The organism is Dongshaea marina (genome assembly GCF_003072645.1).
Classification (GTDB): Bacteria; Pseudomonadota; Gammaproteobacteria; order Enterobacterales; family Aeromonadaceae; genus Dongshaea; species Dongshaea marina.
In genome coordinates, this window is the sequence record NZ_CP028897.1 from 1065607 (window position 1) to 1081882 (window position 16276).

General features: G+C 52.6%; 17 protein-coding genes. All 17 read left to right on the plus strand.

Annotated features, from left to right (window positions below; translation table 11 throughout):
- The first annotated feature begins 871 nt into the window (after positions 1–871).
- The 17 genes from DB847_RS05285 to tolR all read left to right on the plus strand — a co-directional run bounded on the left by DB847_RS05285 (position 872) and on the right by tolR (position 16276).
- Positions 872–2116, plus strand: a complete 1245-nt coding sequence (locus DB847_RS05285) for an amino acid permease (protein ID WP_108649762.1) — start codon at positions 872–874, stop codon at positions 2114–2116.
- A 191-nt stretch (positions 2117–2307) separates the two neighbouring features.
- A complete protein-coding gene (locus DB847_RS05290) occupies positions 2308–2565 on the plus strand; it encodes an FmdB family zinc ribbon protein (RefSeq protein ID WP_108649763.1) in 258 nt (85 codons plus the stop codon).
- Between the two features lie 23 nt (positions 2566–2588).
- The gene (gene aspS / locus DB847_RS05295) at positions 2589–4343 is read left to right on the plus strand and encodes an aspartate--tRNA ligase (protein ID WP_108649764.1); all 1755 of its coding nucleotides are present in this window, start codon (positions 2589–2591) and stop codon (positions 4341–4343) included.
- 61 nt (positions 4344–4404) lie between these two features.
- The gene (locus DB847_RS05300) at positions 4405–5148 is read left to right on the plus strand and encodes a YebC/PmpR family DNA-binding transcriptional regulator (RefSeq protein ID WP_108649765.1); all 744 of its coding nucleotides are present in this window, start codon (positions 4405–4407) and stop codon (positions 5146–5148) included.
- A gap of 153 nt (positions 5149–5301) precedes the next feature.
- Positions 5302–6006, plus strand: a complete 705-nt coding sequence (locus DB847_RS05305; RefSeq protein WP_108649766.1) for a substrate-binding periplasmic protein — start codon at positions 5302–5304, stop codon at positions 6004–6006.
- A gap of 100 nt (positions 6007–6106) precedes the next feature.
- Positions 6107–6808 (plus strand): substrate-binding periplasmic protein, encoded by a 702-nt coding sequence (locus DB847_RS05310; protein ID WP_108649767.1) that lies wholly within the window; start codon positions 6107–6109, stop codon positions 6806–6808.
- Positions 6809–6910: 102 nt separating this feature from the next.
- Positions 6911–7630 (plus strand): substrate-binding periplasmic protein, encoded by a 720-nt coding sequence (locus DB847_RS05315; protein ID WP_108649768.1) that lies wholly within the window; start codon positions 6911–6913, stop codon positions 7628–7630.
- Between the two features lie 64 nt (positions 7631–7694).
- The gene (ruvC, locus tag DB847_RS05320; RefSeq protein WP_108649769.1) at positions 7695–8219 is read left to right on the plus strand and encodes a crossover junction endodeoxyribonuclease RuvC; all 525 of its coding nucleotides are present in this window, start codon (positions 7695–7697) and stop codon (positions 8217–8219) included.
- A gap of 74 nt (positions 8220–8293) precedes the next feature.
- The gene (gene ruvA / locus DB847_RS05325; protein WP_108649770.1) at positions 8294–8917 is read left to right on the plus strand and encodes a Holliday junction branch migration protein RuvA; all 624 of its coding nucleotides are present in this window, start codon (positions 8294–8296) and stop codon (positions 8915–8917) included.
- A 7-nt stretch (positions 8918–8924) separates the two neighbouring features.
- Positions 8925–9932, plus strand: a complete 1008-nt coding sequence (ruvB, locus tag DB847_RS05330; RefSeq protein ID WP_108649771.1) for a Holliday junction branch migration DNA helicase RuvB — start codon at positions 8925–8927, stop codon at positions 9930–9932.
- 1568 nt (positions 9933–11500) lie between these two features.
- On the plus strand, positions 11501–13057 hold the full coding sequence (locus DB847_RS05335; protein WP_108649772.1) for a cytochrome ubiquinol oxidase subunit I: 1557 nt from the start codon (positions 11501–11503) through the stop codon (positions 13055–13057).
- 14 nt (positions 13058–13071) lie between these two features.
- Positions 13072–14211 (plus strand): cytochrome d ubiquinol oxidase subunit II, encoded by a 1140-nt coding sequence (cydB, locus tag DB847_RS05340; protein ID WP_108649773.1) that lies wholly within the window; start codon positions 13072–13074, stop codon positions 14209–14211.
- Positions 14212–14225: 14 nt separating this feature from the next.
- A complete protein-coding gene (locus DB847_RS05345) occupies positions 14226–14333 on the plus strand; it encodes a cytochrome bd oxidase small subunit, CydX/CbdX family (RefSeq protein WP_108649774.1) in 108 nt (35 codons plus the stop codon).
- Positions 14320–14643, plus strand: coding sequence for a cyd operon YbgE family protein (locus DB847_RS05350; RefSeq protein ID WP_108649775.1), 324 nt, complete (start codon positions 14320–14322; stop codon positions 14641–14643). The genes DB847_RS05345 and DB847_RS05350 overlap by 14 nt, the downstream gene beginning before the upstream one ends.
- A 100-nt stretch (positions 14644–14743) precedes the next feature.
- The gene (gene ybgC / locus DB847_RS05355; RefSeq protein ID WP_234418521.1) at positions 14744–15160 is read left to right on the plus strand and encodes a tol-pal system-associated acyl-CoA thioesterase; all 417 of its coding nucleotides are present in this window, start codon (positions 14744–14746) and stop codon (positions 15158–15160) included.
- A complete protein-coding gene (gene tolQ / locus DB847_RS05360; RefSeq protein WP_108649776.1) occupies positions 15150–15848 on the plus strand; it encodes a protein TolQ in 699 nt (232 codons plus the stop codon). The genes ybgC and tolQ overlap by 11 nt, the downstream gene beginning before the upstream one ends.
- Entirely contained in the window at positions 15845–16276 is a 432-nt protein-coding gene (gene tolR / locus DB847_RS05365) for a protein TolR (protein WP_108649777.1), read from the plus strand. The genes tolQ and tolR overlap by 4 nt, the downstream gene beginning before the upstream one ends.

Here is a 16276-nt window from a genome sequence, read left to right on the forward strand (position 1 = left end):
CTCTTATGCGCAGCTCAGGTTGCTTAACAATTGTGCTGAATTATCTCAGCACAATTGTTAAGCAAACGGCTTTGTCCTTCGGACTGGTTATTTGTGCCGGCGGCACAATTGTCCGGCCGCGGACCACGGGAGTCTATCCTTCGTTACTCTTTCTAGAAAGAGTAACCAGAAAGTCGCTACGCGCTCCGAGTCCCTCCGTAGAGCTTCGCGGCTCGGCATCCTGCCTCGAAATAATCAAACACCAAAAAGGATATAAACGACCTTAGAAGCTAAATCGGAGAGAGGGAGTTTAATCCCCCATAACGAGTGCCGCGACAAGGATGTTGCGTCTAAGCGAAGCCTTAATCCTTAGGGGAGGCGAGGGTTAAGCGAGACCCGGGGCGGCAGGGGATTGCAAAGGGGAAAGGCGTTTGCCCCTTTGCTCGCTGTCGGTCGACCCCGGGCAGCTGATTGCTGGCACCATTTGGAGATATTTCTCACCTTTTTGTGATTGAGTGAGTTTTATTAGAAAAAAGATCGACCGATCAGCAAAGAAATATTTCACAGGGCATCGTGATGCTTCCGAATTAAATTTGGTGTTATTTCATTTGTCTTTAACAAGGTTAAGGGTTTTATAAATAGAGGTGTTTATTGGGTAAAAACCGCTATTGACAGCGTCTCCTTCGGGGAATTGACACACCCGCCCAGAAGACTAGAGTAGAGCCACAACAGAGCTCTTTTCTCGGAGCTTTGTATAAAAATTCCTTCAGATTATCAATACAGAGTAAACGCTCACAACTCATTGGCAGGGACTCCAATGGAGTATGTATTTCAGGCCGACGCGATCTGCCTGTGGTGGTCTATTGCACTTTTTTAAGATTTGGTCGAAGTCATGAAGTCTAAAACAATTGGTAGTATTTTAATTTTTACCGGTACCTGTGTCGGAGCCGGAATTCTTGCCTTGCCTTTATCGACTGCCGGACTGGGGTTCTTCCCGGCGGCTGGAGCACTTTTTGTCAACTGGCTATTGTCTGTGATCACAGCGATGCTGGTGCTTGAAGTCCTGATTGCACTACCTAAAAAGAAGCTTAATTTTGACTCCATGAGCCGGATGACCCTTGGGCGTCCCGGTCAGCTGGTCTGCCTCATCGCCTATCTGGTGCTGCTCTACTCTGTATCCTCTGCTTACCTTAGTGGTGGAACCTCAATGCTGATCGCTCTATTGGGTCAGTTTGGGATCAGCATGCCGAGCTGGCTGTCGGCGCTGATGTTTACCCTGATCCTGGGTGGAATCGTTTACGGAGGCCACAGGGTCGTCGATTTCACCAACCGAGGCCTGTTGTCAGTGAAAGGACTTAGCTTTATTGCCCTGGCATCCTTGTTGATCCCGGATGTAACAGCAAGCAACCTGTTTGCCCTGCATCACAGCATGCCTTACCTGTGGGCGGCATTTCCTGTGCTGTTTTTCTCCTTCGGGATGCAAATCATGGTCCCCAGCATGTATAGCTACCTGGAGATGGATGCTAAAGAGCTGCGCAAAGCGATCCTGATCGGCAGCCTGATCCCATTTTTGCTGTATCTGCTGTGGCTGGCGGTTACCCTTGGGATCCTGCCACGCTTTGGGGCGAACAGCTATGACAGCTTCCTTCAGAGTCACAGCAGCAGTGATATTGGCGCTCTGTTTGCGATGCTGGGTCACCTGGGCTCTAAAGGCTGGGGAGGCACCGCCATGGGGATCTTTACCAATGTTGCGGTCACCACCTCATTCCTGGCGGTCACCATGGCTTTGAAAGACTATGTCTCGGATATCTTCCGTCTCAAGCCGACCCGCAGCGGCAAGAATCTGGGAGCTCTTATCACCTATCTTCCACCTCTGTTGCTGGTGTTCCTGGCACCCTCAATCTTTTTGATCGCTTTGCAGTATGCGGCGGCCTCTCTGGCGGTGGTGATGGTGTTCCTGCCGGTGGCGATGACGGTTTCGGTTCGCCGAACCCTGGCCCGTGAGCAGCGCACCAGTGAGTTTCGGGTGATGGGCGGAACCGGAATGCTGGTCTTTGTGAGTGTATTTGGGGTCGTTGTGGTGGCGTTGAGCTTCATGGCGAGCATGCATATGTTGCCTGAGCTTGGCTTTGCCTAAGGGATAAACCAGAGCAGGGAGCTCCCCTCTCTATTGATGACAATGGTTACAGCAAAATCGATAAACCAGCCTCATGGGCTGGTTTTTTCTATGAGAAGCCCAATTGCGGCCTAATACAAGCTGGATTTTACCCGGTCGGGGCTTTTCCTTTATAATGCTCGCCTTTTCACACTGAGTTGGTTAGAACTTCTATGCCTATCTATGAATATGCCTGTGATAGCTGTGGCCATGAACTGGCCAAGCTCCAGAAGATCAGCGATGCGCCATTGACCGATTGTGACGAGTGCGGTCAGCCATCACTGGTAAAACAGATCTCTGCTCCCGGATTCCGCCTCAAGGGCAAGGGCTGGTACGAAACTGACTTTAAACAGGGAAAGAAGAAGAATCTTGCGACCCCCTGTGATTCAGAGCAGGGGTGTAAGACATGTCCTGCGACACAAGCAAACTAATTTGAAGAATATAGGATAACTCCATGCGCACCATCTATTGTGGACAAGTGAATATCTCTCACGTGGGGCAACAGGTCACGCTTTGTGGCTGGGTGCATCGCCGTCGTGATCTCGGTGGTTTGATCTTTATCGATATGCGCGATCGCGAAGGGATCGTGCAGGTTTTCTTTGATCCTGACTATGCCGAGGCTTTTGAGCTGGCGGGTGAGCTGCGCAATGAGTATTGCATCCAGATCCAGGGTGAGGTCCGTGCTCGCCCGGACTCTCAGGTAAACTCCGAGATGCAAACCGGCGAGGTGGAGATCCTGGCGAAGTCCCTGACCATCATCAACCGCTCAGCTCCGACTCCTCTGGACTTTAACCAAGATAATAGCGAAGAGCAGCGTCTCAAGTATCGCTACCTGGATCTGCGTCGTCCCGAGATGGCAAACCAGCTGAAGGTTCGCGCCAAGGCGACCGCATTTGTGCGCCGCTTCATGGATGACAATGGCTTTTTGGATATTGAAACGCCGGTTCTGACCAAGGCGACACCTGAAGGGGCGCGGGATTACCTGGTGCCGAGCCGGGTGCATAAGGGGGAGTTCTATGCGCTTCCTCAATCGCCTCAGCTGTTTAAGCAGCTTTTGATGATGAGTGGCCTGGATCGCTACTATCAGATCGTCAAATGCTTCCGCGATGAAGACCTGCGCGCCGATCGCCAGCCTGAGTTTACCCAAATTGATGTTGAAACCTCCTTCATGAGTGCCGAGCAGGTACAGGAGATGATGGAGCTGATGATCCGCGGGCTGTGGAAAGATGTGCTGAATGTGGAGCTGCCACGTTTCCCTGTGATGGGCTTTGCAGAAGCGATGCGCCGTTTTGGTTCAGATAAGCCGGATCTGCGTAACCCGCTGGAGCTTGTTGATGTCGCGGATCTGCTCAAAGAGGTGGACTTCAAGGTGTTCTCCGGTCCGGCCAATGATCCTGAGGGACGGGTTGCCCTGATCAAGGTTCCGGGTGGTGCCTCTTTGTCCCGCAAGCAGATTGATGAGTATGGCAAATATGTCTCCATCTATGGTGCCAAGGGGCTGGCCTGGATGAAGGTCAATGAGGTTGCCAAGGGCGCTGAGGGGATCCAGTCTCCAATCGCTAAGTTCCTGACTCCGGAGATCATCAGTGCCCTGTTGGATCGCACAGCGGCCCAGGACGGGGATATTCTGCTATTTGGTGCCGACACCTATCATGTGGTTTCTGATGCCCTGGGGGCTCTGCGCCTTAAGCTCGGGGCGGACTTTGACCTGGTTGAAGATAGCTGGAAGCCGCTGTGGATCGTTGACTGGCCGATGTTTGAGCGCAATGATGATGGCAGCATGACGGCGATGCACCACCCCTTCACCTCGCCCAAGGATAGCAGTGCCGAGGAGCTCACGGCCGATCCTTTCAAGGTTCATGCAAACGCCTATGACATGGTGATCAACGGCTATGAAGTCGGTGGTGGTTCGGTGCGTATTCACGATGCCAAGATGCAGCAGGCGGTGTTCGAACTGCTGGGTATCAATGAGACCGAGCAGTACGCCAAGTTCGGCTTCCTGCTTGAGGCTCTGCGCTATGGTACGCCACCGCATGCCGGGCTGGCATTTGGCCTGGATCGTCTGGTGATGCTGCTGACAGGCACCGACAATATTCGTGATGTTATCGCATTTCCGAAGACCACTACCGCATCCTGCCTGATGACTCAGGCGCCTTCTGCTGCAGCCGAGGAAGCCCTGGCTGAGCTTGCGGTGCAGGTCAAGGAGTAAACCAGTTTTGGCTCTGCCAGTAAAGGCAGAGCCTGCAAGAAATTGAACAAGGGGTTTAGTTATGGCAGGTCATAGTAAATGGGCCAACATTAAGCACCGCAAGGCCGCACAGGATGCCAAGCGCGGGAAGATTTTTACCAAGCTGATTCGTGAAATCACGGTTGCGGCTCGTGAGGGGGGCTCGGATATTGAGAGTAACCCACGCCTTCGCGCCGCCGTGGATAAGGCTCTGTCGAATAACATGACCCGCGATACCATTGAGCGGGCTACCAAGCGTGGTGCCGGTGAGCTGGATGATGTGATCCTCGAGACCGTGGTCTATGAGGGCTATGGTCCGGGCGGTACGGCCGTGATGGTTGAGTGTATGACAGATAATCGTAACCGGACCGTCTCCGGGGTGCGCCATGCCTTTAGTAAGAGCGGTGGTAACCTGGGTACCGATGGTTCGGTGGCCTACCTGTTCGATAAGAAGGGGGTGATCTCCTACCCACAGGGAACCGATGAAGACAGTGTGATGGAAGCGGCCCTGGAAGCGGGGGGTGACGATGTTCTGATCAATGATGATGGAAGCATCGATGTTTACACCACGCCGGAAGATTTTGGGGCAGTGAAAGATGCCCTGGATGCGGCGGGTCTTGAGGCTGAAAATGCCGAGGTCACCATGGTGCCATCAACTTCGGCTGAGCTTGATGAAGCGACCGCGCCTAAGCTTTTGCGTCTCATCGATACCCTTGAGGATCTCGATGATGTGCAGGAGGTTTACCATAACGGTGAGATCTCCGATGAGTTGGCAGCCGCGCTGTAAGCCTTAGGCTACACCTTTTGCTAGAAGCAGCCTGCGGGCTGCTTTTTTTTATGGGGCCCGGAGCTCTCTAAGCCGCGCTATCGAGAATTGCCTTAATTGCGGACAGGATCCAAGATTAGTGGTAGATGATGGTATCCCGGATACAAGAGAGCCATGCTAATCCTGCTGAGACGATTACTTTATGGTTGGCTGCTACTGTGTTCCCTGGCTGAGGCGAAACAGACGCTGATCCTGGCGGCTACCCCGGATCTGGTTTCGAAAATATCCCTGGAGGTTCTCAGGGAAGCCTACGCCGGGCTGGGGTATGATGTTCGGCCCAACCAATTGGCGGCGGAGCGTGCGCTGGCGATGTCGAATGCCGGCATGGTGGACGGGGAGGCTAATCGCATCGCAGGAATTGAGTCCGGTTACCCCAATCTGTTAAGAGTGCCGGTGGCGGTTAATTTCATTGAGGGGCTGGTGGTCACCCGGGGCCTCTCATTTAAGGTGGAGGGCTGGCAGAGCCTCAAACCCTATAAAATTGGGCTACAAAGTGGCGTCAAGTTTGCCGAAAATGCGACCCGCGGCATGTATGTTGATAGCTCGCTATCGGTCAACCAGCTGTTTCGTAACCTCAAGCGAGAGAAGGTGGACTTGCTTGTCACCACCCGCATCGATGTGTTGGATTATCTTGCGAAATATCCCGATCCTGAAGTTATGATCCTTGAGCCACCCCTGGTTCGCCTGAAGCTTTATCACTATCTCAATCATAAACACCGCGAGCTGCTTCCTAAAATCACGGCTCAGCTCCAGAAGATGCAGGCAGAAGGCCGCATCGAGGCAATTCGTCAGCGGTTACTACGACACTCTTTTAACTGAGACGGCCGGTTTCTCAGCTCTGCTTGCCTCATGGGTTGTCCGGATGGTCATCCTTGACCAAGCTTAAAGTGGGTGTCAGTACAATCTGGGGTAGATCTAGATGCTGCATCGACTTTTGCTGGGTAGCTTGCTGTTCGTGTTCTCTATGGCTGCTTTGGGCCTTGATAGACTGGTGCTCGGCTCACCCGTCTCCTCTCTTTCCAAAGCCTCTGCGAATGTGCTGGTGGAGGCCTACTCTCGTTTAGGGATCCAGCTCCAGATCAAACAGCTTCCTGCGGAAAGATCTCTGGCTCTCTCAAACCAGGGAGCTCTTGATGGTGAGGTTAACCGGATCAAGGGGTTGGAGCAGCGTTATCCGAATCTTGTGAGGGTACCGGTCGTCGTCAATCATTTTGAAGCCGTGGTGGTTGCCCAGGATCCGGCCCTTGAAGTCAGCGGATTACAGAGCCTTAAAAACTATCGCATCGGGATCCGTAACGGGATTAAATACGCAGAAGATCTGACCCGGGGCATGAATGTAAAACGGGCCATGAGTAATCAGCAGCTCTTTAGTAACCTGGCACTTGGCAAAGTGGACCTGATTATTGTGACCCGTTCGGATGCTTCTGATTATCTTGCGACTCATCCTCAGAGCCCGGTGAAAATAATCGGACCACCATTGCTGACGAAGAAACTCTACCACTACCTCAACCGTAAACACCGCGAGCTGCTTCCTCAAATCACCAAACAGCTCCAGAAGATGCAGGAACAAGGAAGCATCGAGGCGATTCGTCGGCAGGCGTTACAAAAACCTTTTAATTGATCTTATTTATCTAGCTTCACAAGTGGCAAACAGGGTCTTTCGATTGATTTATCTATCTCCTCAGCCAAGCTTAAAGAGGGCTCTCAGATCTGGCTTGGATAGATGTATACAATATTTCAACTCTTACTTGGGACATTACTATCTGTATCAGCCCTGTGCGCCTGGGGGCTGGATAGAATCGTACTGGGCTCTACAGCTTCCCCAATCGCCAATGCTTCATCTAAAGTGCTCAAAGAGGCTTATTCCAGGCTGGGGATCCAGATCCAGATTAAAGAGCTTCCTGCCGAGCGCTCTTTGATCTTTTCCAATCAGGGGTTGATAGACGGTGAGGTTAACCGAATCAAGGGATTGGAGATGCGTTATCCCAACCTGGTGAGAGTACCGGTTGCAATTAATCATTTTGAGGCTGTGCTGGTTGCCCAGGATCCGGCGCCGAAAGTCTCCGGGTTACAGAGCCTTAAAAACTACCGTATCGGGATCCGTAACGGCATCAAATACGCAGAGGATCTGACCCGGGGGATGAATGTGAAGCGGAGCGTGAGCAATATGCAACTTTTCAATATTCTGGAGCTTAGGCAGGTCGATCTGATTATCATTGGTCGCTCAGCGGTCCAGAAATATCTCAGGGCTCATCCTCATAGCCAGATGAAAGTCATAGAACCTCCACTACTCAGCCAACAGCTGTATCACTATCTGAATCGTAAGCACGAAGATCTCCTGGAGGCGATCACAGCCGAGCTTCGGAGAATGAGGCAGGGAGAAGAGATTGCCCGGATCAGGGAGGCAACTCTGGGGCCACAACCGAGCGGCAGCTCAGGTTGACTCAGTTTTCAATTTATCCGTGCAAGCTGCTATTCTGCCAACATTCAGGATATCGTGAGTCTTTATGAGTATTATTTTGGGAATCGATCCGGGGTCGCGGATCACCGGTTATGGGGTGATCCGCAGCCAGGGCGGCAAGATCCATTACCTTGGTAGCGGTTGCATTCGCACCAGTGCCGAAGCCTTCAGCGGCCGGCTTAAGCAGATCCACGATGGGGTGAGCGAGGTGATTGCCCAGTTTTCTCCCGATGAGTTTGCGATTGAGGAAGTGTTTGTCGCCAAAAACCCCATGTCAGCGCTCAAGTTGGGTCAGGCCCGGGGAGCGGCCATTGTGGCGGCGATGAATGCCGAGCTGGAGGTGGCTGAATATACAGCACGCCAGGTTAAGCAGGCGGTGGTAGGAACTGGAGCGGCGCAAAAGAGCCAGGTTCAGCATATGGTCTGTCAGCTGCTGCAGCTTGGAGCCTCTCCTCAGGCGGATGCGGCGGATGCCCTAGCGATCGCCCTGTGTCATCAGCATACCCGCAGCTCGCTTATTCAGATGGCCCAGACCGGCGGGCGCATGGTTCGGGGGCGCTTGCGCCGTTAGCCTAACCATTACTGGATAAATATCCAGTTCTTATTTATTCTATGGCATAACAAAATCAATTCAGGGTGCACACAGTGATAGGTAGTCTCAAGGGGATCATTGAACATAAGCAGCCACCTGGTCTGCTGCTCGACGTTAACGGTGTTGGTTATGAGGTGCAGCTACCCATGAGTAGCTTTTTCCGCCTGCCGGAGTGTGGGCAGTCGATCCGCCTCTACACCCACCTGGTGGTGCGTGACGATGCGCATCTGCTGTTTGGTTTCACCCATGAGGTTGAGCGTACCCTGTTTCGCGAGTTGATCAAGGCGAACGGGGTCGGTCCTAAACTGGCACAGACGATACTCTCAGGCATGAGCGCAGAGGAGCTGGTTGGTAGTGTTGAGCGTGAAGATATCAGTGCACTGATTAAATTACCGGGAGTTGGGCGTAAAACTGCGGAGCGTCTGGTGGTTGAGCTTAAAGATCGATTAGCGGGTTGGGCCAACAGTGTCGGTCTTGAGCGGGATCATCAGGATCTGCTCAGTGAGAGCGCTCCAGCGCCAGCACCATCCTTTAACCGGATCAAGCAAGAGGCGATAGAGGCCCTTGAAGCCCTGGGGTATGCGAATAAGCAGGCGCAAAAGGTGGTCAAGCAAGTTGCCACCGAGGCGATGAGTGTTGAGTTGGTGATCCGTGAATCCCTGCGTTCTATGATGTGAGGTTGTGATGATTGAAGCTGATCGGCTGGTAAGTGCAACGAATACCACGGTTCAGGAGGAGCAGAGCGATCGTGCGATGCGCCCGAAATGGCTGCGAGATTATATCGGTCAGGAGTCGGTGCGCTCACAGATGGAGATCTTCATTCAGGCCGCCAAGCGACGGGGCGATGCCCTGGATCACCTGCTTATTTTTGGCCCTCCGGGGCTTGGCAAGACCACTCTTGCTCACATTGTGGCCAACGAGATGGGGGTGAACCTCAAGATGACCTCGGGGCCCGTGTTGGAGAAGGCCGGCGATCTGGCGGCTCTTCTGACTAATCTTGAGGAGGGTGATGTCCTGTTTATCGATGAGATCCATCGCCTGAGTCCGGTCGTTGAGGAGGTACTCTATCCGGCGATGGAGGATTATCAGCTGGATATCATGATAGGCGAGGGGCCCGCGGCTCGCTCTATTAAACTGGAGTTACCCCCCTTTACCCTGATTGGGGCAACCACCCGGGCCGGCTCTCTGACTTCTCCGCTGCGCGATCGCTTCGGAATTGTGCAGCGTCTGGAGTTCTATAACAGCCAGGATTTAGCCGAGATTGTGCATCGAAGTGCACTGAAACTAACGCTGGAGATTGATGATCAGGGCGCTTTTGAGATCGCCAAGCGCTCGCGCGGGACACCGCGCATCGCCAATCGCCTACTGCGCAGGGTGCGGGATTATGCCGAGGTACGTGCCGATGGCAATATTAGTTCCCATGTCGCGGATTCGGCACTGGGCATGGTGGATGTGGATAGCCAGGGGTTTGATTATATGGACCGAAAACTCCTGAAAACCATAGTAGAGATCTTCATGGGAGGCCCGGTGGGAGTAGAGAACCTGGCAGCAGCCATCGGTGAAGAGAAAGACACCATCGAAGATGTTCTGGAGCCCTTTTTGATCCAAAGAGGCTTCATTCAGCGAACTCCGCGCGGACGGATTGCCACGGCGCGAGCCTATCAACACTTTGGTTTGGATAAACCGGAGTAACTCTCCATTCTATAAGCCCGGCCTATAGCCGGGTTTATTTTTCTGCTGTCAGGAATTATGTGCCTTCGGCACAATTGTCCGGCCGCGGACTACGGTTATTTCTCCTTCGTTACTCTTTCTAGAAAGAGTAACCAGAAAGTCGCTACGCGTACGATGTTCCCGACATCGAGCTTCGCGGCTCGGCGTCCTGCCTCGAAATAATCAAACACCAAAAAGGATAGAAATGACCTTAGAAGCTAAATCGGAGAGAGGGAGTTTAATCCCCCGTGACGAGCGCCGAGGCGAGCCGTAGAGGGGGCAGGTCGAATCACATGGATGTGATGAGAGCTTAGCCGTGACAAGGATGTTGCGTCTAAGCGGTGCCTTAACCCTTAGGCGAACCTAGGGTTAAGTAAGATCCGGGGCGCCCCGGGAGATGTAAGAGGGTGCGGGCGAGCGCACCTTCTTGCCTGCCGCCGGTCAGCACCGGCATATGCAGCGCAGCTGCAAACCTGCCATCTGCAGGATAAAGGTCGACCTGGTTTGACCTGCGGTCAGCTCTTTTGTGCCTTTGGCACGATTGTTCGGCTGCGGAGCACGGGAGTTTATCTTTCGTTACTCTTTCTAGAAAGAGTAACCAGAAAGTCGCTACGCGTACGATGTTCCCGACATCGAGCTTCGCGGCTCGGCATCCTGCCTCGAAATAATCAAACACCAAAAAGAATATAAACGACCTTAGAAGCTAAATCGGAGAGAGGGAGTTTAATCCCCCGTAAGCGAGCGCCGAGGTGAGCCTTAGTGGATTGGAGTTGAGCAACAGGAATTTGCGAAAGCGTAGCCAGGCCATGGAAGGTCTGTCTACGCGATGCTTCGATCAGCAGGTGAACCGAGGGTTAAGCGAGATCCGGGGCGCCAGGGGATTGCAAAGGGGAAAGGCGTTTTGCCCCTTTGCTCGTAGTCGGGCGCCCCCGACATTTCTGTGGCGATAGCCACAAATAGCTATCCGCAGGGTACAGTGGCAAATAGTCATCTGCTGGGTATGTAAAGCCGGGCTCACCTCAAATATAGATAAGAAAAACTAATGAATATCTCACCGTGTTATTCACGCGATACACAGGAGAATAAATATTGTCGCTCACCGATTGTGAATCTGGATCTCTGCCAGCCCGGATGTGATCAAAGCTGACACAGGTTACATCTGATTAAAGAATGAACTGAATGGTTGCTAGCCTGAGTCTTAGTTGTTTAATAACCGCAATAAAAATGGGTTAATTGTGTTATTTGTAGTGTGCAACATTGATCTCGAACAATTTTTGGTGATATAAAACAGGCACTTTTGGCACTGAAGTTTGCGTCAGTTTTGTTAATGAATTGTGATGGGGTGTCGTATGATACTCTATTTATCTGCTCAAGCTCAAACCAGCTAATGCCAGTGTCAGAGGAGTAGCCCTTTTTTGCTAGCGGTACACTGCGCCTGTAGTGTGCAAATGGGTTTGCAAGCCAATCCCCTCTTATCTTACGAGATGCGAGGTGATTGGCGTTTGTGTTGATGGATGCAGCCGTATAAAAAGTCTCGGTGAGGAAAAAACATGATTCTTGAGCATGTGGTCGATCTATCGCGGTTTCAGTTTGCCGCGGTGGCTCTGTTTCACTTTCTGTTTGTTCCCCTGACCCTGGGTATGAGTTTTATGCTGGTGATTATGGAGTCAATCTATGTATTGACCAATAATCCCATCTATAAAGACATGACCAAGTTTTGGGGAAAACTGTTTGGTATTAATTTCGCGATGGGAGTCGCGACCGGCCTGACCATGGAATTCCAGTTCGGTATGAACTGGGCTTACTATTCTCACTATGTGGGAGATATCTTCGGCGCGCCACTGGCGATCGAAGGATTGATGGCCTTCTTCCTTGAATCTACCTTCGTCGGTATGTTCTTCTTTGGTTGGGATCGTATGAGTAAGCGGGAGCACCTGGTGTGTACCTGGCTGACTGCGATCGGTACTAACCTCTCCGCACTGTGGATCCTGGTGGCAAACGGCTGGATGCAAAATCCGGTTGGAACAACCTTTGACTGGCAGACCATGAGCATGAAAATGGTGAGCTTCACCGAAGTTCTGCTCAATCCGGTTGCACAGGTGAAATTTGTTCACACTGTGGCGGCTGGCTACTGTGTCGGTGCAATGTTTGTACTGGGGATCTCTTCTTACTACTTGCTGAAAAAGCGCGATGTTGCCTTTGCCAAGCGCTCGTTCGCGGTTGCGGCAGCCTTTGGTATGGTCTCTGTTATCTCAGTGATGATGCTGGGTGATGAGTCCGGTTACACCCTGGGTGATGTTCAGAAGACCAAGCTTGCTTCTATCGAAGCCGAGTGGCACACCGAGCCTGCTCCTGCCGACTTCACTGTCCTGGCACTGCCAAGCCAGCAGAAGATGGAGAATGAGTACGCCATTCGGGTTCCCTATCTTCTGGGGATCATCGCAACCCGCTCTTTGGATAAGCAGGTGACGGGCCTGACCGAGCTGATGGATAACCATGAGCAGCGGATCCGCACCGGTATTACCGCCTATGAGCTGCTGATGAAGCTGCGTGCCGGTGATAAGAGCCCTCAGACTCTGGCTGAGTTCAACCGGGTTAAGGATGATCTGGGCTATGGCCTTCTGCTCAAGAAGTATACCGACAAGGTAACCGATGCCACTGATGCGGATATCAAGGCGGCAGCCAAGGATACCATCCCGGAAGTGTGGCCTATGTTCTGGAGTTTCCGGATCATGGTTGGCTGCGGCATCCTGATGTTTATCCTGTTTGCGGTAGCCTTCTACGATACTCTGCGTCGCCGGATTGGCGAGCGTCCATGGCTGCTTAAGGCCTGCCTGTGGGCGATCCCTATCCCCTGGATTGCGGCAGAATGTGGCTGGTTTGTTGCTGAATATGGTCGACAGCCCTGGACGGTCTCAGGTGTACTACCGACCTACTTCTCTGCGTCGAACCTGGAAGCCGGACAGATCTGGTTCTCCTTGTTCACCATAGGTGGCGTATATACCGTTCTGTTTATCGTCGAGATGTATCTGATGTTCAAGTTTGCACGCCGCGGCCCAAGCAGCATGCATACCGGTAAATATCACTTCGAGCAGAAGACGGCGTAAGGGAGGCCAGACGAATGATTGATTATGAAATTCTGCGGGTGATCTGGTGGTTGCTGATCGGCGTGTTATTGGTTGGCTTTGCAGTGATGGACGGCTTCGATATGGGAGTCGGGGTGTTGCTGCCATTTGTTGGCAAAAATGACACCGAGCGTCGCACCGCGATTAATGCGGTTGCGCCTCACTGGGATGGTAACCAGGTGTGGTTGATCACCGCTGGTGGTGCCCTGTTTGCCGCCTGGCCTATTGTCTATGCGACCTCGTTTTCCGGCTTTTATGTGGCCATGGTGCTGACGCTGGTGGGTCTTTACCTGCGTCCAGTTGCCTTTGATTACCGCTCTAAGCTTGAAGATCCGCGCTGGCGTCGGACCTGGGACTGGCTGCTGTGTGTCGGAAGTCTGATCCCACCTGTGATCTGCGGTGTTGCCTTCGGTAACCTGCTGCAGGGGGTTCCGTTCCACTTCACCGAGTTTATGCGTCCTATCTACACAGGGAGCTTCTTTGGGCTGCTCAACCCGTTTGCGCTGCTGGCGGGCCTGGTGAGTCTGTTTATGATCCTCACCCAGGGTGCAACCTATATGATGATGAAGACCGAAGCGGAAGTGATGGTACGTGCCCGTCATGCCGCTTCGATCTGTGCCCTGGTGACCCTGGTGCTGTTCGTATTGGCCGGGTTCTGGGTTGCTTACGGTATTGATGGTTATGTGATTACCAGTGCAATCAACACGGAAGCACCAACCGATCCAACCCTGAAGACAGCGATTGTTGAGACCGGCGCCTGGATGCGTAACTACGGCATTCACCCCTGGATGATGATCGCACCGATTCTGGGTGTGGTGATGGCACTGCTGACCGCTATTCTGGCTAAAGCAGGACGCTCAGTGCTGGCCTTTATCACCAGCTCCCTGACTATTGCCGGGGTGATCTTCACCGCTGGTTTTGCGATGTTCCCGTTCGTGATGCCCTCTATTACAGATCCATCACAGAGCCTGACCCTGTGGGATGCGACATCCTCACAGAAGACTTTGATGATCATGCTGGTGGTAGCGATCATCTTTGTTCCTATCATCCTGTTCTATACCTCCTGGACTCACAAGAAGATGTTTGGTCGAGTCACCAAGGAGCGTATTGAGAACAACAAGCACTCAATGTACTAAGGGAGGATTGATCCATGTGGTACATCACCTGGTTTATTGGCATAGTGATGGCAGTGTTGTTCTGTACCGTCATCGCGGTCTCTCTGGAACAGCACGAGTCTGACAAGGATGGCCAAGAGTAATCCTGCAGCCGAGCAGCTGCTACGCATCCACTCCATGCTACGCCGCCCGGCGTGGCGCTGGGGGCTGCTGGTGGTAGCTGTGGTGGTGGCGATTGCCGTATTACAGTCCCCGGATCGGGTGGCGGCGAATACCAGTGACTTTAGTCACTGGGCGGCCCTGCTCATTATCTGGGGGGTGTGTTGCGGTGTAATCAACGGTCTTGGATTTCGTTTTCGCAAGATCTGGTGGGCGGTTATTTTTTCACCCCTACTGGGCTGGTTGTTGCTGATCTTCGGCTTCATCGCCACTCACGGTTACTACTTCAGTTAGTAAAACGGGTCAGCGGCTGTCGTCTGCTGCTGACCCGCCTTTCTTTTATTTCCCCGGGTACGCTATATTAGGCCAACGATTTTTTTCGATGGACGAACCTATGATGCAGGCTGTCAGGCATCAGTGCCAATTTCGAGTCTATTATGCCCATACCGATGCCGGTGGATGGGTTTACCACGCAAACTACCTGAACTTCTTAGAGCAAGCTCGTACAGATTTTTTACGCGATCAGGGCATTACACAAGCTGACATTATAAGGAATAATGACCTTGTTTTTGCGGTGCGGCGTTGTGAACTTGATTATCTTGGTAGTGCCTATCTGGACGAGTTGATAACGGTTAGTTCTGAAGTAATTGAACTCAAACGAGCTTCTGTGGTCTTTAAGCAACAGATACATAATGAGCAGGGTAGCCTTTTGTGTGAGGCTCTAATTCGTTTAGCCTGTGTAAATATTAAGACGGGGAAGCCTGCCGCTTTTCCAAAAGAAATCAAAGAGGTGCTTGAAGGTGCAAACTAATATCTCGCTGCTGTCGCTGATCCTCGAAGCAAGCTGGGTTGTAAAACTGGTGATGTTGCTATTGGTGGCGATGTCGATCGCCTCCTGGGCGGCGATCTTTTATCGGGGGCGTGATCTGGCCCGGGCCCGCAAGGAGACCCGAAGCTTTGAGGATAAATTCTGGTCCGGCGGCGATCTCAATCAGCTGTACCGTGAGAGCCTCAATCACGCCGATGATCGTCACGGCCTGGAGCAGGTGTTTCACAGCGGCTTTCGTGAATATGCGAGATTACATCAAAGTGGGGTGAAGTCACCGGAGATGGTGATGGATGGCACCTACCGGGCGATGCGGGTCACCCTGTCCCGCGAGGTGGAGAACTTAGAGGCCAGCATGAGTATGTTGGCGACCATAGGTTCGGTCAGTCCTTACATTGGCCTGTTTGGTACCGTGTGGGGGATCATGCATGCCTTTGTCGCCCTGGGCGGCGTTGAGCAGGCGAGCCTCAATATGGTGGCACCCGGTATTGCTGAGGCGTTGATCGCGACTGCGATGGGCCTTTTTGCGGCGATTCCGGCGGTCATTGCCTATAACCGCTTTACCCATCATGTGGACCGAATTGAGGGAAGCTACACCAACTTTATGGATGAGTTCTCCACCATACTGTACCGTCAGGTCAGCGCTTCAGACCAACAGGAAGAGCAGTCATGAGAAGCTCATCGCGTCGTAAGCGCCGTCCATTGGCAGAGATCAATGTAGTGCCCTATATCGATGTGATGCTGGTATTGGTGGTGATCTTTATGGTCACAGCCCCTCTGGTCACTCAGGGGGTGAAGGTGGATCTTCCAACCGCCCATGCCAAGCAGCTCGATAAGGATAGTAAATCACCGATTATCGCCTCTATCGATAATCAGGGACGCTATTATCTGGATTATAAGAATAGCCGTGAGCAGGCGCTGTCATTGTCTAAGCTGGCGGTTCTGGTTGAGGCCTATCGCCGGGTCCAGCCTCATTCACCGGTAGTGGTGAGAGGAGATGGCGATGTGCCCTATAAGAGTGTGATCCAGTTGATGGTGGCGCTACAAAACGCCGGAGTTCCATCGGTCGGTCTGATGACTCAGCCGCCCGAGTCCCAGTAA